The organism is Leclercia sp. UBA7405 (genome assembly GCF_037152215.1).
Classification (GTDB): Bacteria; Pseudomonadota; Gammaproteobacteria; order Enterobacterales; family Enterobacteriaceae; genus Enterobacter; species Enterobacter pneumoniae.
Genome location: NZ_JBBCMR010000003.1, coordinates 264549 through 284263 on the forward strand (window position 1 = coordinate 264549; position 19715 = coordinate 284263).

Here is a 19715-nt window from a genome sequence, read left to right on the forward strand (position 1 = left end):
AAAACAGACAACACAGGAGTCAATATGAGCGTACAGGCGCAGCCGCTGGAGTGGGGTCACGGCCCACGCATCTTTGAAGTGTTCCTGGAACCGACCTGCCCGTTTTCGGTCAAGGCCTTTAATAAGTTAAACGCGCTGCTGGAACAGGCTGGCGAGGATAAGATCACCGTCAAAATCCGTTTACAGTCGCAGCCCTGGCATCTCTTTTCCGGCGTGATTGTGCGCTGCATTCTGGCGGCGTCGACGCTGCCCGAGGGGAAAGCGGCGGCACACAAGGTGATACAGGCGGTGGCCGATCGCCGGGAAGAGTTTGAATTTACCGACCACTGTAGCGGGCCGAATATGCAGGCGACGCCTGAGGAGATTATCGCGCGCATCGAGGGTTACAGCGGGGTGCAGCTTGCCGACGCCTTTGCGCGCCCGGAACTGCAAACGGAAATTAAGTGGCACTGTAAATATGCGCGCCAGAATGGGATCCATGTCTCCCCAACCTTTATGGTCGATGGTCTGGTGCAGCCCGATTTGGGCAGCGGCGACGAGGTTGCGGTATGGGTGAAGCGACTGCTGGGATAAACGCCACCCTCTCTCGTACGGGCGAGAGAGAGTGGCTCCTGTTACGTTTTAAATAACCAACAGGCGGTAAAGTGCCCCGGCGCGATCTCCTGCATCGCCGGTTCCTGCGCCTGACACACCGGCATCGCATGGGGGCAACGGCTGCAAAAACGACAGCCTGGCAGCGCCGAGGTCGGCCCTGGGATCTCGCCCCGCAACGTGGCGTTATCAAGATTGCGGATGCGCGGATCGGGCTGGGGCACCGCCGCCAGCAAAGCACGCGTGTAGGGATGGGCCGGATGCTGATAGAGCGCATTCGCGGGTGCAACCTCCACCAGCTTACCGAGATACATCACCCCAATGCGGCTGGAGATGTGGCGCACCATCGACAGATCGTGGGCGATAAACAGATAGGTGAGCCCCAGCTCCTGCTGTAAATCCTGCAGGATATTCACCACCTGCGCCTGCACCGAGACATCCAGCGCCGACAGCGGCTCATCGCACAGTACAAACTCCGGGCGCACGGACAAGGCGCGGGCAATGCTGATGCGCTGACGCTGGCCGCCGCTGAACTCATAGGGGAAACGTTGCAGATGTTCCTGTTTGAGCCCCACTTTATAGAGCAGCGTTTCGGTACGTTCACGCTGCTCCTCCCGACTGTAGCCGTGGATCTGCATCGGCTCGGCAACCAACTGCTGCACGGTCATGCCGGGGTTGAGCGAGGAGTAGGGATCCTGAAAAATCGCCTGCATCCTTCTGCGCAGCGGTTTCAGCTGTTTCTCGCTGGCCTGGGCAATGTTCTGCCCGGCAAAGTGGATCTCGCCGGAGGTGATAGCAAACAGGCGTAAAATGGCGCGTCCGAGGGTCGATTTGCCGCAGCCTGACTCCCCCACCAGGCCAAAGGTTTCACCGGGCATGATGTCAAAACTGACGCCATCCACCGCTTTCACCGCCGCCCCCTTTCGCAGTAGCCCGCCGTTTAGAGGATAGTGTTTGCGTAGCTCACGCACGCTGACTAACGGAGTACGTTGTTCGCTCATGCCTGAACCTCCTTATCGGCCCATAGCCAGCACGCGGCGCGGTGGCCTTCGTCCATCCGGTAAAACGCCGGCTGCCGATCACACTGCGGCATCCGCTTCGGACAGCGCTCAGCAAAGGGGCAGCCGGGAGGCGGATTGAGCAAGCCAGGTGGCGTGCCCTCGATCGGCGATAATCGCTGATTCACCTCCCCCGGACGGGGCAATGAGGCCAACAGCCCCTGGGTATAGGGGTGCGCCGGACGGTAAAAAATGTCCTCAACGCTCCCCTCCTCCATCACCAGCCCGCCATACATCACCACGACGCGGCTACACACTTGCGCCACCACGCCCAGATCGTGGGTGATGAGCAGGATGGCGGTCTGGGTTTGTTGTTGCAGGCTTTTCAGCAGACGCAATATCTGCGCCTGAATCGTCACGTCCAGAGCGGTGGTCGGTTCGTCGGCAATCAGCAGCTTTGGGTTACAGGAGAGCGCAATGGCTATCATCACCCGCTGGCGCATGCCGCCGCTGAACTCATGGGGATACTGATTGTAGCGCCGTTCCGCCTCGGCAATGCCGACCTGCTCCAGCATCGACAGCGCCGCCGCTTTGGCCGCTTTTTTGGCCAGCCCTTTATTACGCATCAGGATCTCAGACATCTGCTTGCCGATGGTGAGCACCGGGTTAAGGGCGGTCATCGGATCCTGGAAAATCATGGCGATCTCATTGCCGCGAATGGCGCGCATCTGCTGCGGCGTTTTTTGCGCCAGATCGGCATTCTGAAACCGAATACTGCCACCGGTGATGCGGCCGTTACTCCCCAGAAGCTGGATAATGGATTTACAGGTCACGCTCTTGCCGCAGCCGGATTCGCCAACAATGCCGATAAGTTCCCCCGGCTGCACCTGAAAGCTCACACCGCGAACTGCATGGACATCTCCCTGTCGGGTATGGAAGGTGGTTTGCAGATTATCGAGTTCGAGCAAGTTACTCATCGCGGTTCGCTCCCGGCTCAAAGGCGGTACGAAATACGTCGCCTAATACGTTAAAGCTGAACACCGTCAGCAAGATCAGAATGCCGGGGAACATCGCCAGCCACGACGCTTCGCCAATGTACGACTGGGCGTTGTTGAGCATACTTCCCCAGGAGGCGGCCGGTGCCTGTACGCCAAGCCCAAGGAAGCTCAGCGTCGACTCCATCAGGATCGCCGAAGCGATATTGAGCGTGGCGGCCACGATAATGGTCGGCAGCACGCCGGGAATGATATGGCGCACGATGATCCGTAGCGGCTGTTCGCCGGAAGCACGGGCATAAAGCACATATTCGCGCTCTTTAACCGAAAGCGTTTCGGCACGTACCAGCCGGGACATGTTCATCCACGTCAGCAGGCTGATGATAAAAATGATGTTATCCACGCCTGGCTTGAGGTAAGCGTTCACCACCAGCAGCAGGAAGAAGGCCGGGATCGCCATCAGAATATCGACGATACGCATCATCAGGTTATCGAGCCAGCCGCCAAAATAGCCGCTGATCGTGCCGACGAGGGTGCCAATCAGCGTAGAGAAAACCATCGCCAGAAAACCCACCATCAGCGAGATCTGCCCGCCGTAGAGGGCGCGGGTAAAGTAGTCGCGCCCGTACTCATCGGTACCAAACCAGTGAGTACTGTCCGGCGGCAGGGTACGGGCGTTCAGCGCCATCTGATCCGGGTCGAACGGGCTCAGCCCCGCGCAGAGCGCGGCGACAACAAAGATAAAAAGGACAAATAACGAGAACTGCGCCGGACGGTTGCGGCGCAGCTGGTGACGAACTTGCTGCCAGCGTCTGCTCATCCGGGTTACCTCAGAGTACGAATGCGGGGATCGGCGAAGCGATACAGTAGATCGGCGATCAGGTTGCCCACGATCAACATCATGGAAGAGAGCATGATGATCGCCATGATCAACGGGTAATCCAGCGAGGTGATCGACTGGATCCCCAGCAACCCCATGCCCGGCCAGGAGAAGACGCTTTCCGTCACGTAGGCCCCGACCACCAGCTCCCCAAACGACAGGCCGAACAGGGTAATCACCGGCAGTAGCACGTTTTTCAGCACATGGCGGAACAGAATGCCGGAACGGGTCGCGCCGTACGCGAGCTGGGTCTGCACGTAGTCGGCAGAGAGCTGCGTGATGGTATTGGAGCGAATGTAGCGCACATAGCTTGAGAGATTGTAAAAGGTGAGCGCAATGCACGGCAGCACGCCGTGGCGAACCACATCCAGCCAGTTATCTTCCATGCCGATGGTGCGCATCCCCATGCTGGGAAACCAGTTGAGTTGTACGGCAAACACGGTGATCAGTAGTATGCCGAACCAGAAGATCGGCACCGAGATGCCAATATAGGCAAACAGATTCAGCAGATGATCCAGCCAGCGATGTTTAAACGCCCCGGCAAGCAGCCCGAGGGGAATGGCCAGCACGATGGCCAGCAGCAGCGACGCCCCCATCAATCCCAGGGTGGCCGGAATGCGCTCGGCGATCATCTCCAGCACCGGGCGGTGATAGATAAGCGAGTAACCCAGGTCGCCCTGCGCGACGTTTTTCAGCCACAGCAGGTACTGGGTGACCAGCGGCTTATCCAGCCCCAGGCTTTGACGGATGCGCTCGATATCTTCCGGCGCCATCCGCGGGGTGATATAGGCGGCAACCGGGTCGCCAGGGGCGAGTTTGACCAGCAAAAAGGCCACCAGCGAAATAAAGAACAGCATCGGCAGCAGTTGCAGCAACCGACGCGTGAGTAATGTGTTCACGACATGCCCTTAAACGACTTACCTTGACGTAAGACCCCGGCGAAATGGCCGGGGCAACCGCTTATTTCTGATAGATTTTTGATAAGTCCTGGAACAGATAAACCGGCTTCGGCTCCGCCTCTTTTGTGCCGCCGAAGCGTTTATCCACGGCAACGATCGCATTGGTATAGGCGATCGGGTAATAGGTCATGTCGCTCGCCACGGTCTGCTGGATTTGCTTGTAGATCTCCGCACGTTTTTTGGCATCGGTTTCCACAGCACCTTTATCCCACAGGGCATCGAACTGCGGATTTTTATAGTGCGCGTAGTTGTAGGCCTCGTTACTCATAAACAGTGATTTGTAGCCGTCCGGCTCTGCGCCCATGATGTAGCCACCCAGATTCAGATCCCACGCGGTGTTGTTCATGTCCAGACTGCGCTGCGACATGGCGTTGGAATCCAGCGGCATCAGCTCAACGATCACCCCAATTCCCTTCAGGGCCTGCTGGATGTACAGCGCCTGGCTCTCCTGGGTTTTATTGGTATTCACGTAGGCCAGACGCAGCTTCAGGTTTTCTGGCGCGCCTGAGTCCTTCAGCAACGCTTTGGCTTTTTGCTGATCGAACTTGTACTGCTCTACGTCGGCGGTCTGGTAGAGGGTATCCGGCGTCAGGAACGAGGCGGCGGGTTTCGCATAATCCAGCGAGGTGAAGGCGGTCTGGGTCAGCTCGTCTTTGTTGATGGCGTAAGCGATAGCCTGGCGCAGCGCTTTGCTCTTCATGACCGGTACGTTCTGGTTGAACGTCATATAGGCCAGACGCCCTTCCGGATAGACCACAAAGTCGAATTTACCGGTGTTTTTCAGGCGTGACACATCCTGCGGATCCACCATCTTCATGTTGATCTCGCCATTTTGCAGCGCAAGGTTGGCAGAGTTGCTGTCTTTAGCAAAACGGTAGGTGACGGAATCGAGCTTCGCTTTGCCGTTCCAGTAATCGTCGAAACGCGTCAGGGCATAGTACTGCCCGGCGCGATACTCTTTAAATTTGAACGGCCCGGAACCGACCGGCGTATCGTTTTTGGCGCTCTTTTCAAAATCGCTTTCACCGGCGAATACGTGCTGCGGGATGGGGTAAATTTGTACCAGCGTGCCGGTAAATGCCGCACTCACCTGCGGTAGGGTGAACTTAACGGTGCGATCGTCAACCTTGCTCACCACCACGGGTTTGCCGCCATAGGTGAACATGCTGCGGAAGAAGCTATGCTGGCTGGGGTCGAGCAGTTTATTGAAGGTGAAGACCACGTCGTCGGCGGTCAGCGGCTGGCCATCCTGCCACTTAAGATTGGGTTTTAAGGTCAGGGTATAGCTCAGGTTATCGGCGGCGGGCGTCAGGCTTTCGGCCAGCCCCCATTCGATTTTCCCCTCATTGAAGCTATATAGCGGTGCATACAGCGCCTGCATGATAGTTAACGTAGTACGGTCGCTGGCATAGAGCGGATTCACGGCCAGCGGGTCGCCGGAGGTGATGCCGATAATTAACGAACCGCCCGCTTTAGGCGCGTCATTGTTGGCGGCAGGCGCGTTGGCCGCCTCTTTATTTTTTGCCTCATCACAACCCGCCAGACCTAACGCGAGCGAAACCACAACTGCCGAAAACAGAAGCTTACGCATCTCACTAACTCCTTGCCTGATAAAGTGTTTATTACTGCCCGTTTTTATATATGTGCAAGCATCATAGGCAGCTTTACGCCCTTTCGCATTAACAATGAAAATGCGATTTTCGATTAAGCTTATACCGAATTTGATATATATAAGCGCAATGTGGAATAGCGCATAACCTTATGCGCTCGCAACGTTAAAGGGTTCACGAATCTCCTGCTAAACTGCCTCAACACATCATGCAAAAGGCAGGTCAACATGTCAGACAACAACTATCAGCCACCGAAAGTGTGGGAGTGGAAGCAGAACACCGGCGGCGCGTTTGCCAATATCAACCGCCCTATTTCCGGCGCAACGCATGAAAAAGCGCTGCCCGTCGGCGCGCATCCGTTGCAGCTCTATTCGCTGGGTACGCCGAACGGCCAGAAGGTGACCATTCTGCTCGAAGAGCTGCTGGCTCTGGGCGTAACCGACGCCGAGTACGATGCCTGGCTGATTCGCATTGGTGAGGGCGATCAGTTCTCTAGCGGGTTTGTTGAGGTGAATCCTAACTCCAAGATCCCGGCGCTGCGCGACCACTCCACCACCCCGCCGACCCGGGTGTTTGAATCAGGCAATATCCTGCTCTATCTGGCCGAGAAGTATGGTCATTTTCTGCCGAAAGACCCGGCAGGCCGTACCGAAACGCTGAACTGGCTTTTCTGGCTGCAGGGGGCTGCCCCCTTCCTTGGCGGCGGTTTCGGCCACTTCTATAACTACGTCCCCGTGAAGATCGAATACGCGATCGATCGCTTTACCATGGAAGCGAAACGTCTGTTCGACGTGCTGGATAAACAGCTGGCGCGCGGCCGCTACGTGGCAGGCGATGAGTATACGATTGCCGATATCGCCGTCTGGCCGTGGTTTGGCTGCGTGGCGCTGGGCAGCGTGTACAACGCCGCCGAGTTCCTGGATGCAGAGAAGTACACAAACGTGCAGCGCTGGGCGAAAGAGGTCGCCAACCGCCCAGCCGTCAAACGGGGCCGTATTGTGAACCGTACCTATGGCGAGCTGAACGAACAGCTGCATGAACGCCACGCCGCCAGCGATTTTGACACCAACACAGAAGATAAGCGCCAGGCATAAGCGCAGGCCGGGTGGTTCGCCGCCCGGCTATGCCTCAAATCCCGCTTCGCGTAAGATCCCCTTCGCAATCTCTGACTGTAAAAACATGCCCAGCCGCTGCCCTGCAGGGGTTATCACCGCACAGCCATACTCCGCGCAGGGGTTGTAAGGCGCCGGGAGAGGTATCACGGTTAAGCCGGGGATCGTGCGCAGCCTGGAGGCATAGCTGGCGTAGCCGATAAACAGCTCTGCCTGGCCGCTGTGGATAATCCACTCCGCCGCCAGCTTGCCCGCAGGAATCGGCGCAGAGTGTCGCCCACCGACCAGCCCCCTCGCCCGGGCTCTTACCCCCTCGCCGCTATCGCCCATGCGATCAAATAACGTCTGCGCATAATCTCCGCAAGGATCTTCCCCCGCCGTCGAGGTGGCGAGGCGCAAATCGGCGCGGGTCAGCAGCGATAGCCAGTTATCCCCCTGCTGCAGCACATCACTGCGCACGGTCAGGCAGAGTGAATTGCGGGCGAAGGGGATGACGGCGAGCGGATTAAGCGCCCGGGGATGGGCAAGGTTTGCCGAGGCGAAAAGGTCGCACGCTTCACCCGCCGCAATACGCGCCCGCAGCAGCCCCGCCGGGCCAAACGCGGTCTCTACCGGCTCCGGGAAGTGGCGCAGTAACGATGGCCAGACCCCGCGCAAACTGCCTGCCGCCAGGACGCGCATTAATCGATGCCCTGGTAGTCAGTGCGGTAAAAACGGTGATACCAGGCGTTAGCCTCTTTACGCATATCCACGTCTTTGAACTTCCCGGGATAGAGTTTTTTGGCCATCCACAACTCGCCCAGCCCCATCGCTTCCGGCATCGGGTAACCCCAGGCTTTCGCGTAATCGGGCATCAGGTAGACACGCTGATTTTTCACCGCATCGAGGGTTTGCCATTGCGCAGAAGTTTTAATCTCATTGACCACGGAGGGGTAGCGATCCTGCACGAAAATTACCTGCGGGTTCCAGGCGATAACCTGCTCCATCGCCACGGTTTTAAAGCCCTTGATGGTGGCGGCGGCCACATTCAACGCCCCCGCATGCGCCATCATTAAACCGGTATATTTTCCGGAGCCGTAGGTGGTTAACGCCGGGTTCGCCATATAGGCACGCACGCGCTCTGCGGCCGGGATCGCCTGCAGGCGATCGCGCACCTTTTTGCGTCCCGCGTCCGTTGCCGCAATCAGCGCCTTCGCTTCTGCCGGCTTATTCACGATCTCGCCAATCAGGGTGATCCCTTCCCGCAGCCCCAAATCGTAGGCTTTCTCTTCATCGGCCTGGGTGGGGTTCAGTTTGTCTTGTTCACCGGGGGCGTCGTGGCGTAGCGAAATCGCCACCACCGGGATCCCAAGGCTAGCGATCTTGTCGATCATCTCCCGCGGCGCATAGTTTGTGACAAACACCACCTGCGGTTTTAGCGCAACCAGCTTTTCCGGATCCACATGGGTGAGATCGCCGAGCATGGCTTTCTGGTTCAGCTCGGGCGCAAGGCGGGCATAGCCATCACCGAGTTGTTGCTTCCAGTTCGCCATCACCCCAACGATTTTATCGCTGGCGTTCATTTGCACCAGCAAGTTCAGCGTCTGGTGCTGCAGTACCACCACGCGATTCACCTCATCCGGGATCGTTACCTGACGGCCAATCTGGTCGGTAATCTGGCGCGACGCCTGAGAAGAGAACGGAGAAATGGTCAGAAAAAGAAAAGGTAATACCTGCCAAAAGCGCTGTTTCATCGTAGCCTCACATTCGTTATATAATTTATTATATAACGATTACACAACCCGTGTCCCGGCCCCTTTAGAGGTAGAGCGGGCAGGCGTGCCTTAACGCAAATCCCTCTCTTTTTTCAACGGCATGTTTACAACCATCCGGTAATCGCGCAAGAATCATTCTTATTTACCGATGAGCCTTTTCATGTCAGAGCAGGCGTTAAGACAACAGATCCAGAATCTCAAAAAGCACAATGCCCGGCTCGTCAGGCTAGCACGTGACGCCCGCAGTAAGCTGAGCGCTGCGCTGGATGGGACGGGTCTCTGTCTCTGGCAGCTGGATATTCCCAGCGGCAAGCTGATTATCTTTAACCGCCGATGGGGCTCGATGCTGGGCTATCAGCCGAAAGCGCTTAGCGCCCAGTTTGAGGTCTGGCGGGAACACCTCCATCCCGATGACAAGCAAGACGTGCTGGACGCGTTTTACGATCATCTGAACGGTAAGACCCCCTTCTATGAAGCGCTGCACCGTATGCAGCACAGAAACGGTACCATCACCTGGGTGCTTGACCGGGGCCGCGTGACCGAATGGGATGAAAACGGCGCGCCGCTGAAGGTGACCGGCACCCATATTGATATGACCAAAGAGAAGCAGTACGAAGAGCAGCTGGCGCAACTGGCTAACCACGACCCGCTCACCGGGCTGGCTAACCGTCATGCCCTGCTGCAACACTTTGCACAGCTTAAAGCCCGCGGTCCGCTGTGCGTGGCCTTTATTGATCTTGATGATTTCAAAGCCGTTAACGACGCCTTCGGGCACCGCAGCGGTGACGAACTGCTGATCCAGCTTAGCCAGCGTTTACGGGAAAGCTGCCCACCAGACAGCATCGTCGGGCGCCTCGGTGGCGACGAATTTGTGCTTTTACTTCCCCTTGCACTCTCCAGCCTGCAGGTGACGCGCATTGCTCAGCAGTGCCTGCACGCCGCCCTCACCCCCTTTGAGCTGGACAATGGCCAGGCGCGGGTGGGCGCGTCGGTAGGCATTGATGAAGTGCAGGAGGAGGATGACTTTGTGAATGCCCTCAAGCGCGCCGATCGGTCGATGTATCAGATCAAACATACCGGTAAAAACGGCGTCGCCCTCGGGCAGACGCCCCTCTCTCTCCTCCGTCTGGAAACCGGAACATGAAAAACAGCCGTCAGCAGGCCATTATTCAGCGGCTGGCGACGTGCGACTGGCTGACGACGGACGCGCTGGCCGACGCGCTGGCGGTGAGTAAAGAGACGATACGCCGGGATCTGAAAACGCTGCAGGAGCAGGGGAAGATTGTGCGCCATCACGGGCGGGCGCGGGCGATCCACCCGGACCGGCAAGACGGTGGTGAGCCCTTTGGCGCGCGGCTGAAAAGCCATTACGCCGACAAAGCCGATATTGCTCGCCTCGCACTGGACTGGGTGAGCGAAGGGATGACACTGGCGCTGGATGCCAGTTCGACCTGCTTTCATCTGGCAAAACAGCTCCCCGATATCGCCCTGACGGTGTTTACCAACAGCCTGCCGATTTGCCAGGAGATGGCCAGACGCGAACGCGTTACGCTAATTTGCTCCGGCGGTACGCTTGAGCGTAAATACCGCTGCTATGTGAACCCCATGCTGGTCACCCAGTTGAAATCGCTGGAGATCGATCTGTTTATCTTTTCCTGCGAGGGGGTAGATGAGCAGGGCATTATGTGGGATCCCTCGCCCGATAATGCCCGTTTTAAAACCCAGCTACTTAGCCGCGCCAGCCAGTCCTTGCTGTTGATCGACAAAAGTAAGTTCCGACGTTCCAGCGAAGTGAAAATTGGCCACCTGTCACAGGTCACCCAGCTCATCTCAGACGCGGAGCTCGTCAGGCGATAGCGCCGCGTCAGGCCGAATGCTGGCCGCGCGAGGCGGCCATTTTCAGATCCTTAGAAATTGGTCCAGTCGTCTGCGGCTGACGCCGCGGCGGGTTTCAGGCGAACCGGAGCGCTCGGCGGCGCGGCGACGGGCTCCTGAGCTGAGAGACGGAACTTCTGCACCGACCGCTGTAGCTCTTCGGTCTGGCGCTCAAGCGCAGAGGCGGCGGCGGAAACTTGCTCCACCAGCGACGCATTCTGCTGAGTCACGCCATCCATCTGGGTGATGGCGACGCCCACCTGCGAAATGCCCTTGCTCTGCTCTTCCGAGGCGGCGGCAATCTGCTTCATGATGGTGGTCACTTCGGTTACCGCCCGCAGCACCGCTTCCATGGTGGTGCCCGTGTCGTTAACCAGCTGCGAACCCTGCTCCACCCGGGAGACAGAATCAGCGATCAGCCCTTCGATCTCTTTCGCCGCATTGGCGCTGCGGCTGGCCAGATTACGCACCTCGCCCGCCACCACTGCAAAACCACGTCCCTGCTCGCCCGCACGCGCCGCTTCCACCGCAGCGTTCAGCGCCAGAATGTTGGTCTGGAAGGCGATGCTGTTGATCACATTGGTGATCTCAGCGATTTTCTTCGAGCTGTCCGAGATGCCGGTCATGGTGCTGATCACATCTTCAACCAGCGCACCGCCCCGGCTGGCGGTAGTCGAGGCCACATCCGCAAGCTGGCTGGCCTGACGGGCATTATCTGCGTTCAATTTCACCGTGGCCGTGAGCTGCTCCATGCTGGCGGCGGTCTCTTCCAGCGCGGCCGCCTGCTCTTCGGTGCGTGAAGAGAGGTCGTTATTGCCGCTGGAGATCTCCGTCGCCCCGCGCCAGATGTTATCGCTGCCCGAGCGGATAGTGCTGACCGCTTCGCGCAGGCTATCCTGCATGGCGCTCAGCAGCGGCACCAGTTGGCCGACGCAGTTACGGCCAAACGGGGTGATAGGCTGGCTGAGGTCGCCCTGCGCAATCTGGCGGAAATGTTCGCGAATACGATCCAGCGGTTTCACCAGCATGGCGACCAGATAGCGATCGGTAAAGAGCAGGATCAACAGGCCAATGATGGTCGCCACGATAATCACCGTGCGGGTGATGCTGGTGAAGTTGTCTACCATCACGCGGGTCGTATCCAGCAGGCGATCGGCGGCTTTATTGAAGTTTTCAGCGCTGGCGCCAAACGCACGACTGAGCGGCGGCGTGACGTTATTGGCCTGCTGACGGTAACCGTCCACGTTGCCCTGCTGTGCGAACTGCATCTGAGGGATGACGCCGTTTTCCAGTAACGCCTGCCAGCTGGCAATGACCTGGGCTGAGACCTGCGCATCCATCGGCCCCGGAGACATGGCTTTCATCTCCGCCAGTTTTTTGCTCATGTTATCCAGCGCCTGCTGTACAGGCGCGAGATCTGGCGAGCCTCCTGCCGCTTTAACATCCATAGCGCGGGTCAGGCGGGTCACGAAACGAAAATACTGATCGTTGCCCTGGCTCAGGACCGTCATCTGTTTGACCAGCTGGCGGTCGATTTCATTACCGTCCGACATTTTAGAAAGGGACCAGGTGCTATACAGCCCGACGCCTGCCCACATTAAACAAAAGATCCCAAGAATCGTCAGCAGAACGAAACGGATCGTGAAATTACGAAGCATTTGCATTTTTTTTCCTTACCGTGAGGAAGATATCGCCCGAAAGCGACTCCTGATCCCGTTATCGGCAGAAAAAAGCGAAGTTATACCTTTTCGCGAGTAATTTTATAAAACTTTTCATTCACCTTTAATTAGCGGAGAAACGATAATCATGCTGGGGAAATATCCCTGGAAATAACGTGTTTTTACATTTCATAGAATTAACAAATGTAAGTCATCCTCGCCATTCATTACCCGCATAATCCGAAAGGATTAGGGCGTTGAGAAGCGTTGCCAATGAATCGCCCGCCTTCAGCCTAAAAGCCCCGCTTTTTGTACGTTAATAAAACCATCACATTCACCTTAAGAATATATTTATTTTGATTAATCAGGTTTAATTAAGTTAATTGCCATATTTTTAGCGCGGTCAATTTTTAAATTTCATTACATCCTTTACCCGTCAGACGTTTCTGAATTACGCAATTTTAAATTAAAAAGAGTCCACTTTTTTCTGGACTCAAAGAGGATTTGAAATGCGTCATTCCGTAAAACGGACAGTATTGTCACAATGTGTATTACTGGCTTTAACATCTTTCGCCGCGCAGGCCCAGGCGGGCACCGCCACCCCTTGTCAAAATGGTGATACGACCCAAACCTGCGGCCTCTCCCATTACGATGACGGCAATTATTATCAGGATAAGGGCGCGACTAACGCCGTTATGGCCGATAAAACCGCAACCGATATCTATATGGATGGTCACCGCTCGCCAACCGATAGCCAAACCTTAACCGTCTCTGGCACGGATATGACAGGCTATTATATTCAGGGCAGTACCGGCGGTACCGCCGATATTAATGTCACCAATAACGCTAAGGTGGATATGGTCGAAGTCGGATCGGCTAAGGATACTACCAATACTACGGTCAATATCGATCATGCCACCCTGAACGGCGAAAACAGCGCGATCGAATACGGTGGGAAAAATAAAAGCTATATGATGGGCGCCGCCATCTATGTTGACCCTCTTGATAAGGGGGCCCACAACGTGAATGTCAGCAATGGCAGTGTCCTGCACGGCAGTATTATCAGCGCGGGGGCGGGCACGCAAAATATTGCTATCAGTAATAGCACCATGGACAACGCCGGCATTTATACCGGCAGTGCCACTTCGGATGTCACCGTCTCGCTGACCAACGCCACTCTCGACGCCAGCAACAGCCAGGTGGCGAAGAAGATGAAAACACTCGTGGACACACTGAGTAAGACCGAACCGTTCAGCGATATCAACCTGGATGCCTTTAGCGATGTGGCGATTGCGATGTATGGCACTACCCACGAAAGTTTAACCCTGAATAACAGTACCGTGACCGGGGATGTGGGCATCATCAATGATAAAGGTCAGGTCGATCTCTCCGTCACGAATAACAGCGTGGTGAATGGCAATGTGACCCTCAACGGCAATGCCACCGACACCATCCTGGTGGATAACAGCACCATTAATGGTGATGTGAATACCAGCCAGAATAGCGGCAATACCACGGTTACCCTGCAAAATAACGCCAACGTCAATGGCGATATCACCACCGGTACCGGCAACGATACCGTCGTGCTGGTCAATAACTCCCACGTCAGCGGCAACGTGTCAGGCGGCGACGGCACCGATACCCTATCCATGGATGCGGGCAGCTCTATATCCGGGCAGATTAATCAGTTCGAAACCATCAACACCACCAGCGCGAACAGCATTACTATCGATACTATTAACGATGCCACGAGCTGGAATCTACAAAATGGCTCACGTCTTGTCTCCGCTACCACGGGCAGTAATGCCGTTGTGAATATGAGTACCGATAGCTTTGTCGATTTCGGACAGATTACCGGCAGCGACAACGCGGTCGTGGTGAATAACATCACCCCCTCGGCGCTGAATCAGCAAAACCTGGTGATCGGCACCTTTACGACAAACACAGAGGGTGCGCCACAAGATTACGCAGCCGCCCGTTTTACCAATGGCGAGCAGCAGGTTGAGAACCGGAGTGGAGCCTATAACTACGATAACAGCCTGGACATTGTCGCCGCCAATGGGGATGTCACCCCCCAAACGATGCTCGCCGCAGACAACAGCCAGAGCTGGAATATCGTCTTTAACAGTGAGCGAGGCTCTCTGGCGAGCGATGTTCAGGGGCTGATCGCTGGGCTGGATGCCGCCGAACAGGCGGGCCACCAGGTAACTGACGACATTACCAGTCACCTGGATCGTCTGCATCTTGCTGCCCTGACCGGGACGCAGCAGGAGGGGGCGCAGGTATGGGGAGATTTCCTCTATCAGAACGGCACCTTCAGCAACGATGTGGATTACACCAGCATCACCCAGGGCGCGCAGGGCGGCGTTGACTGGACGCACGCGCTCGCCAACGGTGACAGCGTGACCGGCGGTATCGCCCTGGCCTGGACCCGCAGCCGCGTGGACGATACCCAGAGCGGCCCGGATAGCTTCAAAGATACCGTCTACGGTAACTATTACAGCCTTTATGGCGGCTGGCAGCAGGCAATGAATGGCCGTGACTGGGGCCTGTTCGCGGACGGTAGCTTCAGCTATGGCGATATGCGCTACACCCTCTCCGCCAACAACGTGACCGGCAACACCAGCGGCATGACCGAAGCCCTGCACGGCTCCACCGACGGCAACCTGTATATGGCGCAGGCGCGTGCTGGGGTGAACGTGCTCCTGCAAGGGGAGACGCTGCTACAGCCGTACGCCATTCTTGGCTGGGATCAGACCAAAGCCAACGGCTTCTCTGACAAGGAGGTGACCTTCGCCGACAGCCAGGTCTCCTCCTGGAACGGCGGCGCAGGGCTGCGTCTCTCCACCACCCTCACCGATCTCAATAAGAACGTACAGATCACCCCCTGGGTGGATGCCCGCTTCCAGAAAGAGTTCAGCGATGATACGGATATCCAGGCGGCGGATTATCACAACACTCAGGGTCATAACAATACGATGGGCATGTTCGGTGCGGGGATCAACGCCACGGTTGCCCATAATTTCTCGGTCAATACGGGCATTTACTATGGCACCGGCGATGTAGATAACGACGCCAGCGTGCAGGCCGGTTTAAGCTATAGCTTCTGATAACCTTATGCCCGGTGCCCTTGCGCGCACCGGGCGCTTTGCGCTTAGCTCAGATACTTTTCAAACCATCCTAACGTGCGCTTCCACGCCAGCTCCGCTGCCGCTTCGTCGTAACGTGGCGTCGAGTCGTTATGAAAGCCATGATTCACGCCGGGGTAGATATAGGCCTCGTAAACCTTATTATTGGCTTTCAGCGCCGCCTCCCAGGCGGGCCAGCCTTCATTAATGTTTTTATCCAGTTCGGCAAAGTGCAGAAGCAACGGTGCCTTGACCTTCGCGGCATCTGCCGCCGGGGGCTGACGACCATAGAACGGGACGGCGCAGGCGAGCTCAGGCCAGGCGACCGCCGCCGCGTTAGAGACCCCGCCGCCATAGCAAAATCCGGTTATCCCCACCTTGCCGGTGGCCTCCGGATGCTGCTGCATAAACGCAATAGCGGCAAAGAAATCGTTCATCAGTTTGGTGGGGTCGACCTTCTGCTGTAACACCTTCCCCTCTTCGTCGTTACCCGGATAGCCGCCGACTGAACTCAGGCCATCAGGCGCCAGGGCGATATACCCCGCCTTTGCGACCCGACGCGCAACGTCTTCGATATAGGGATTCAGGCCACGGTTCTCATGCACCACTACCACTGCCGGGATCTTGCCGGCGGCTTTGGCCGGTTTGACCAGATAGCCCCGCACTTCACCGTGACCCTCGGGCGAAGGATAGGTGATGTACTCCGGCACAATATCGGGATCGGTAAACTTCACCTGCTCTGCCAGGGCATAGTTGGGCTTGAGCATGTTAAACAGCGCCAGCGCCGTCACGCCGCCAACAGCATACTTTGCCGCCAGGTTGAGGAATTCGCGTTTGCTGATTTTGCCGTGGGCATAGTAGTCGTAGCAGTCGAGCAACTCTTGCGGAAAATCTTTGGCGGTGAGACGTGTCATAGCATATATCCATGAATTGTGGGCTCTGTAAGGATAGAATGAAAACGCTGTTTCGAAAATTTATCGATAATAAAGGAGACATCATGCCCTGGAACGCCTCCCCCGAACGTTACGAAACCATGCAGTACCGCCGCTGTGGTAACAGCGGCCTGCGTCTGCCCGCACTGTCGCTGGGCTTATGGCACAGCTTCGGTCACGTTCATCCCCTCGAATCCCAGCGCGCCCTGCTGCGTAAAGCCTTCGACTGTGGGATCACCCACTTCGATCTCGCCAATAACTACGGCCCACCGCCGGGCAGCGCCGAGGAGAACTTTGGCCGTCTGCTGCGTCAGGATTTCGCCGCCTACCGCGACGAGCTGATTATCTCCACCAAAGCGGGATATGACATGTGGCCCGGCCCCTATGGCTCAGGCGGCTCGCGCAAGTATCTGCTCGCCAGTCTCGACCAGAGCCTGAGCCGGATGGGTCTGGATTACGTGGATATCTTTTACTCCCACCGGGTAGATGAGGCGACGCCCATGGAGGAGACCGCCTCTGCGCTGGCCCAGGCGGTGCAGAGCGGAAAAGCGCTCTATGTGGGTATCTCGTCCTACTCGCCCGAGCGGACGCAGAAGATGGCTGACTTACTGCGCGAGTGGAAAATTCCGCTCCTGATTCATCAGCCCTCTTACAACTTGCTGAACCGCTGGGTCGATAAAAGTGGATTACTGGATACGCTCAGGGCCAACGGCACGGGTTGTATCGCCTTTACCCCGCTGGCGCAGGGTCTGCTGACCGGCAAATACCTGAATGGCATTCCTGAAGGGTCGCGCATGCAGCGTGAAGGCAAAAAAGTGCGTGGACTGACGGAGAATATGCTGACCGAAGCGAACCTCGCCAGCCTGCGGTTATTGAATGAGATGGCGGAACAGCGCGGCCAGACCATGGCGCAGATGGCGCTGAGCTGGCTGTTAAAAGATGAGCGCGTTACATCCGTGCTTATCGGCGCCAGCCGACCAGAACAGCTGGAAGAGAATGTGAAGTCGCTGAATAACCTGCACTTTACCGCAGACGAGCTGGCAAGGATTGATCGCCATGTGGCGGATGGGGAGTTGAACTTGTGGCAGGCGTCGTCAGATAAATAGAGGTAAACGGACAGCCCCGCGCTACAGCAGGGCTGTCCGGGTTTGGCTTACTTGCTGCGATTCAGCTTATCCAGATACCCCATCACAAACGCCGATAACACGAACGTCAGGTGGATAATCACATACCACATCAGTTTGTTATCCGGGATATTTTTGGCGTCCATAAACACCCGCAGCAGATGAATCGATGAGATTGCAACAATCGACGCCGCCACTTTGTTCTTCAGCGAAGACGCATCCATCTTGCCCAGCCAGTTGAGCTTCTCTTTATCGGCAGAGATATCCAGCTGAGAGACGAAGTTCTCGTAGCCAGAGAACATCACCATCACCAGCAGACCGCCCACCAGGGTCATGTCTACCAGCGATAACAGAACGAGGATCAGATCGGATTCGGCGACGCTGAAAATATGGGGCAGGACGTGAAAGATTTCCTGAAAGAATTTAATACCGAGGGCAATTAACGCCAGCGAAAGGCCAAAATAGACCGGGGCTAATAACCAGCGGGAAGCATACATTGCGTTTTCGAAAAAGCGTTCCATAGGATCCTGTCCGCGAAAAAAAACCAGCGTGCAGTATATCGCAAGGTGGCAATTCGTATGCAACAACTAAACGATAAAGACCTTACACATGCTCAGGCTTAACCATCGGGCGCTGGTATTCCGGCCACACCAGCACCACCAGTGCCGGATAAGCCTCCATGCTAAATTCGCGGAAACACTGGCGCAGGTTCAGCACATCGAGATCGGAGTGGGAGACCTTTTCTCCGTTCAGGCAGCGCTTTTTGATATTATCGTAATATTTGTAGACCGCCGAGTTGAGATCGCTACAACGGCGTTGAGCGTCAAACAAGCCGGGAATACTATTTAATTCCGCCATGTTCATTCGTTTAATTGTGGCATGGAGAAAATCAATATATTCATGATTAACCCGCCAATACCACACCGGGGTAATGGCATTCATTAACAGCGAAAAATGGTCCTCCCCCTCCTCTTTGGACAGAGGCGGTGGCGGCGGCGAGGCCTGCCCGACTGCATCATTGCTGCTTTTATTGAAATCGCGCATCAATACAAGAACAACCGCAGTAAGCAATAACAATGTAATGACAGTATAAAAAATGCTGTTCATGAGAGGCTCCATTTTTTTTGATTTTAAATTTGCCTCATGTTATTGTCAACGAATCTCACGCTTCGAACAACCTCACCCCGTTGAATTTAAAGGACATATAAATGCTGCCTGAGAATCTGGTTCCGTCCAGGTTTCACATTTCTTCAGTGGAGCCGAAACAGGCGGAAGCAGAAACTGACGCTAATTTAACTAAGGGGAAAAGAACGCTCGCTGATTATGCGCCAGATATATTAATTGGCGTAACCCGCAATGGTCAGTCACGCAATATGTTGCTGGAAGAGCATGACCGTCATATTAAAGACCGTTTATTTCGCGTTTTTAAAATCGAAACCTTTGCCCGCTTGCTAAACGATCTGCAAGCTGAAGGGGAAATTGACGCGCAGGAACTAAGTCAAATATTGGCGGAAAAGACCGAAGAAATAAATGAAGCGGGTAATGAAATTTGGCTTAATTTAATTACCTGCGAAAAGGAAACGCCCCTTTTTTATCAACTTGAGGACGAATAAAATGAAAGAAGTTGATAATAACAATGTGTATTTGACTTTAGATGATAAAAATAGCGACGAGTTTATCTTAAAGCAGAATCTCGACACGCTTAAAATGATCAAAAATGAAGAGATGGCGCGCATCGCCAAAGAGCTGGTGTCGATTCCGGCCGCGCTGGTTCGTCTGAAGTGGCATAATCGCCGCGAAATTTATCCCCTGCAGGTCAAAGAAGAGATCTACGGCGCCACTCTCAGCGCCATAATTGAACGCCAGCCCGCGCTGAAAGATAAAATTATGGCCCGACTGGAGAGCAACTATCAGTATCTGCTGGCCCGCGAAACGGCCACCCTGCGCATTACGCGTAAACTTGCTGATGAGGGCTATCGCACCTCTTGCGTCACTACCGTCGCGCTCGACGAGGAGTATCTGGCAAAGCATCAGCAAAACGACCCTGTCTGACCCACCTTTTCTGCGTCACCCACTCGCCCGACTAACGTCTACCGCTT

The 19715-nt window shown here is 55.9% G+C and carries 19 protein-coding genes; 8 read left to right on the forward strand and 11 right to left on the reverse strand.

What is annotated here, in order from left to right:
* Positions 1-24: 24 nt before the first annotated feature.
* Entirely contained in the window at positions 25-573 is a 549-nt protein-coding gene (locus WFN75_RS16530; protein WP_336996520.1) for a DsbA family protein, read from the forward strand.
* A gap of 41 nt (positions 574-614) precedes the next feature.
* On the opposite strand, the gene WFN75_RS16535 is transcribed toward WFN75_RS16530, so the two are convergent.
* The 5 genes from WFN75_RS16535 to WFN75_RS16555 all read right to left on the reverse strand — a co-directional run bounded on the left by WFN75_RS16535 (position 615) and on the right by WFN75_RS16555 (position 6014).
* A complete protein-coding gene (locus WFN75_RS16535; protein WP_207292398.1) occupies positions 615-1592 on the reverse strand; it encodes an ABC transporter ATP-binding protein in 978 nt (325 codons plus the stop codon).
* Complete coding sequence (locus WFN75_RS16540; RefSeq protein WP_286808818.1) at positions 1589-2566, reverse strand: ABC transporter ATP-binding protein; 978 nt, start codon at positions 2564-2566, stop codon at positions 1589-1591. The genes WFN75_RS16535 and WFN75_RS16540 overlap by 4 nt, the downstream gene beginning before the upstream one ends.
* A complete protein-coding gene (locus WFN75_RS16545; protein WP_040074033.1) occupies positions 2559-3404 on the reverse strand; it encodes an ABC transporter permease in 846 nt (281 codons plus the stop codon). The genes WFN75_RS16540 and WFN75_RS16545 overlap by 8 nt, the downstream gene beginning before the upstream one ends.
* A 5-nt stretch (positions 3405-3409) precedes the next feature.
* Positions 3410-4363 carry an ABC transporter permease gene (locus tag WFN75_RS16550; protein WP_207292399.1) on the reverse strand — a complete coding sequence of 318 codons (954 nt, stop codon included), beginning with the start codon at positions 4361-4363 and terminating at the stop codon, positions 3410-3412.
* A gap of 61 nt (positions 4364-4424) precedes the next feature.
* On the reverse strand, positions 4425-6014 hold the full coding sequence (locus WFN75_RS16555) for an ABC transporter substrate-binding protein (protein WP_046886017.1): 1590 nt from the start codon (positions 6012-6014) through the stop codon (positions 4425-4427).
* Positions 6015-6260: 246 nt separating this feature from the next.
* Here WFN75_RS16555 and yghU point away from each other — a divergent pair, with 246 nt between their 5' ends.
* Positions 6261-7127, forward strand: a complete 867-nt coding sequence (gene yghU / locus WFN75_RS16560) for a glutathione-dependent disulfide-bond oxidoreductase (RefSeq protein ID WP_336996521.1) — start codon at positions 6261-6263, stop codon at positions 7125-7127.
* 27 nt (positions 7128-7154) lie between these two features.
* Here yghU and WFN75_RS16565 read toward each other — a convergent pair whose 3' ends face one another.
* Complete coding sequence (locus WFN75_RS16565) at positions 7155-7826, reverse strand: substrate-binding domain-containing protein (protein ID WP_336996522.1); 672 nt, start codon at positions 7824-7826, stop codon at positions 7155-7157.
* Entirely contained in the window at positions 7826-8878 is a 1053-nt protein-coding gene (locus tag WFN75_RS16570; RefSeq protein WP_336996523.1) for an ABC transporter substrate-binding protein, read from the reverse strand. Before WFN75_RS16570 ends, WFN75_RS16565 begins: the two co-directional genes overlap by 1 nt.
* Positions 8879-9059: 181 nt before the next feature.
* On the opposite strand from WFN75_RS16570, the gene WFN75_RS16575 reads away from it, so the two are divergent.
* Both WFN75_RS16575 and fucR read left to right on the forward strand, forming a co-directional pair.
* Positions 9060-10043, forward strand: a complete 984-nt coding sequence (locus WFN75_RS16575; RefSeq protein ID WP_336996524.1) for a sensor domain-containing diguanylate cyclase — start codon at positions 9060-9062, stop codon at positions 10041-10043.
* Positions 10040-10756, forward strand: coding sequence for an L-fucose operon activator (gene fucR / locus WFN75_RS16580; RefSeq protein WP_336996525.1), 717 nt, complete (start codon positions 10040-10042; stop codon positions 10754-10756). Before WFN75_RS16575 ends, fucR begins: the two co-directional genes overlap by 4 nt.
* A gap of 50 nt (positions 10757-10806) precedes the next feature.
* On the opposite strand, the gene WFN75_RS16585 is transcribed toward fucR, so the two are convergent.
* The gene (locus WFN75_RS16585; RefSeq protein ID WP_212476595.1) at positions 10807-12438 is read right to left on the reverse strand and encodes a methyl-accepting chemotaxis protein; all 1632 of its coding nucleotides are present in this window, start codon (positions 12436-12438) and stop codon (positions 10807-10809) included.
* Between the two features lie 503 nt (positions 12439-12941).
* Here WFN75_RS16585 and WFN75_RS16590 point away from each other — a divergent pair.
* On the forward strand, positions 12942-15542 hold the full coding sequence (locus WFN75_RS16590; RefSeq protein WP_336996526.1) for an autotransporter domain-containing protein: 2601 nt from the start codon (positions 12942-12944) through the stop codon (positions 15540-15542).
* Between the two features lie 44 nt (positions 15543-15586).
* On the opposite strand, the gene yghX is transcribed toward WFN75_RS16590, so the two are convergent.
* Positions 15587-16474: a YghX family hydrolase gene (gene yghX, locus WFN75_RS16595; protein WP_286808811.1), complete on the reverse strand. Its 888-nt coding sequence runs from the start codon at positions 16472-16474 to the stop codon at positions 15587-15589.
* An 83-nt stretch (positions 16475-16557) separates the two neighbouring features.
* Between yghX and WFN75_RS16600 the strand changes: the two genes are divergently transcribed.
* On the forward strand, positions 16558-17598 hold the full coding sequence (locus WFN75_RS16600) for an aldo/keto reductase (RefSeq protein ID WP_336996610.1): 1041 nt from the start codon (positions 16558-16560) through the stop codon (positions 17596-17598).
* A gap of 47 nt (positions 17599-17645) precedes the next feature.
* On the opposite strand, the gene WFN75_RS16605 is transcribed toward WFN75_RS16600, so the two are convergent.
* Entirely contained in the window at positions 17646-18137 is a 492-nt protein-coding gene (locus WFN75_RS16605; RefSeq protein ID WP_046886010.1) for a TIGR00645 family protein, read from the reverse strand.
* An 82-nt stretch (positions 18138-18219) separates the two neighbouring features.
* Positions 18220-18723 (reverse strand): ESA_00282 family adhesion-associated protein, encoded by a 504-nt coding sequence (locus WFN75_RS16610; RefSeq protein WP_046886009.1) that lies wholly within the window; start codon positions 18721-18723, stop codon positions 18220-18222.
* A 101-nt stretch (positions 18724-18824) separates the two neighbouring features.
* On the opposite strand from WFN75_RS16610, the gene WFN75_RS16615 reads away from it, so the two are divergent.
* Positions 18825-19229, forward strand: a complete 405-nt coding sequence (locus WFN75_RS16615) for a hypothetical protein (RefSeq protein WP_046886008.1) — start codon at positions 18825-18827, stop codon at positions 19227-19229.
* A gap of 1 nt (position 19230) precedes the next feature.
* Positions 19231-19668, forward strand: a complete 438-nt coding sequence (locus tag WFN75_RS16620; RefSeq protein WP_046886007.1) for a hypothetical protein — start codon at positions 19231-19233, stop codon at positions 19666-19668.
* The last annotated feature ends 47 nt before the right edge of the window (positions 19669-19715 follow it).

What these genes read in the sequence shown, in the direction of transcription:
- WFN75_RS16620 (WP_046886007.1), top strand. Translation starts at nt 19,231, where the DNA reads ATGAAAGAAGTTGATAATAACAATGTGTATTTGACTTTAGATGATAAA.
- yghX (WP_286808811.1), bottom strand. Translation starts at nt 16,474, where the DNA reads ATGACACGTCTCACCGCCAAAGATTTTCCGCAAGAGTTGCTCGACTGC.
- WFN75_RS16615 (WP_046886008.1), top strand. Translation starts at nt 18,825, where the DNA reads ATGCTGCCTGAGAATCTGGTTCCGTCCAGGTTTCACATTTCTTCAGTG.
- WFN75_RS16565 (WP_336996522.1), bottom strand. Translation starts at nt 7,826, where the DNA reads ATGCGCGTCCTGGCGGCAGGCAGTTTGCGCGGGGTCTGGCCATCGTTA.
- WFN75_RS16555 (WP_046886017.1), bottom strand. Translation starts at nt 6,014, where the DNA reads ATGCGTAAGCTTCTGTTTTCGGCAGTTGTGGTTTCGCTCGCGTTAGGT.
- WFN75_RS16570 (WP_336996523.1), bottom strand. Translation starts at nt 8,878, where the DNA reads ATGAAACAGCGCTTTTGGCAGGTATTACCTTTTCTTTTTCTGACCATT.
- yghU (WP_336996521.1), top strand. Translation starts at nt 6,261, where the DNA reads ATGTCAGACAACAACTATCAGCCACCGAAAGTGTGGGAGTGGAAGCAG.
- WFN75_RS16530 (WP_336996520.1), top strand. Translation starts at nt 25, where the DNA reads ATGAGCGTACAGGCGCAGCCGCTGGAGTGGGGTCACGGCCCACGCATC.
- WFN75_RS16585 (WP_212476595.1), bottom strand. Translation starts at nt 12,438, where the DNA reads ATGCAAATGCTTCGTAATTTCACGATCCGTTTCGTTCTGCTGACGATT.
- WFN75_RS16545 (WP_040074033.1), bottom strand. Translation starts at nt 3,404, where the DNA reads ATGAGCAGACGCTGGCAGCAAGTTCGTCACCAGCTGCGCCGCAACCGT.
- WFN75_RS16575 (WP_336996524.1), top strand. Translation starts at nt 9,060, where the DNA reads ATGTCAGAGCAGGCGTTAAGACAACAGATCCAGAATCTCAAAAAGCAC.
- WFN75_RS16590 (WP_336996526.1), top strand. Translation starts at nt 12,942, where the DNA reads ATGCGTCATTCCGTAAAACGGACAGTATTGTCACAATGTGTATTACTG.
- WFN75_RS16540 (WP_286808818.1), bottom strand. Translation starts at nt 2,566, where the DNA reads ATGAGTAACTTGCTCGAACTCGATAATCTGCAAACCACCTTCCATACC.
- WFN75_RS16610 (WP_046886009.1), bottom strand. Translation starts at nt 18,723, where the DNA reads ATGAACAGCATTTTTTATACTGTCATTACATTGTTATTGCTTACTGCG.
- WFN75_RS16600 (WP_336996610.1), top strand. Translation starts at nt 16,558, where the DNA reads ATGCCCTGGAACGCCTCCCCCGAACGTTACGAAACCATGCAGTACCGC.
- fucR (WP_336996525.1), top strand. Translation starts at nt 10,040, where the DNA reads ATGAAAAACAGCCGTCAGCAGGCCATTATTCAGCGGCTGGCGACGTGC.
- WFN75_RS16535 (WP_207292398.1), bottom strand. Translation starts at nt 1,592, where the DNA reads ATGAGCGAACAACGTACTCCGTTAGTCAGCGTGCGTGAGCTACGCAAA.
- WFN75_RS16605 (WP_046886010.1), bottom strand. Translation starts at nt 18,137, where the DNA reads ATGGAACGCTTTTTCGAAAACGCAATGTATGCTTCCCGCTGGTTATTA.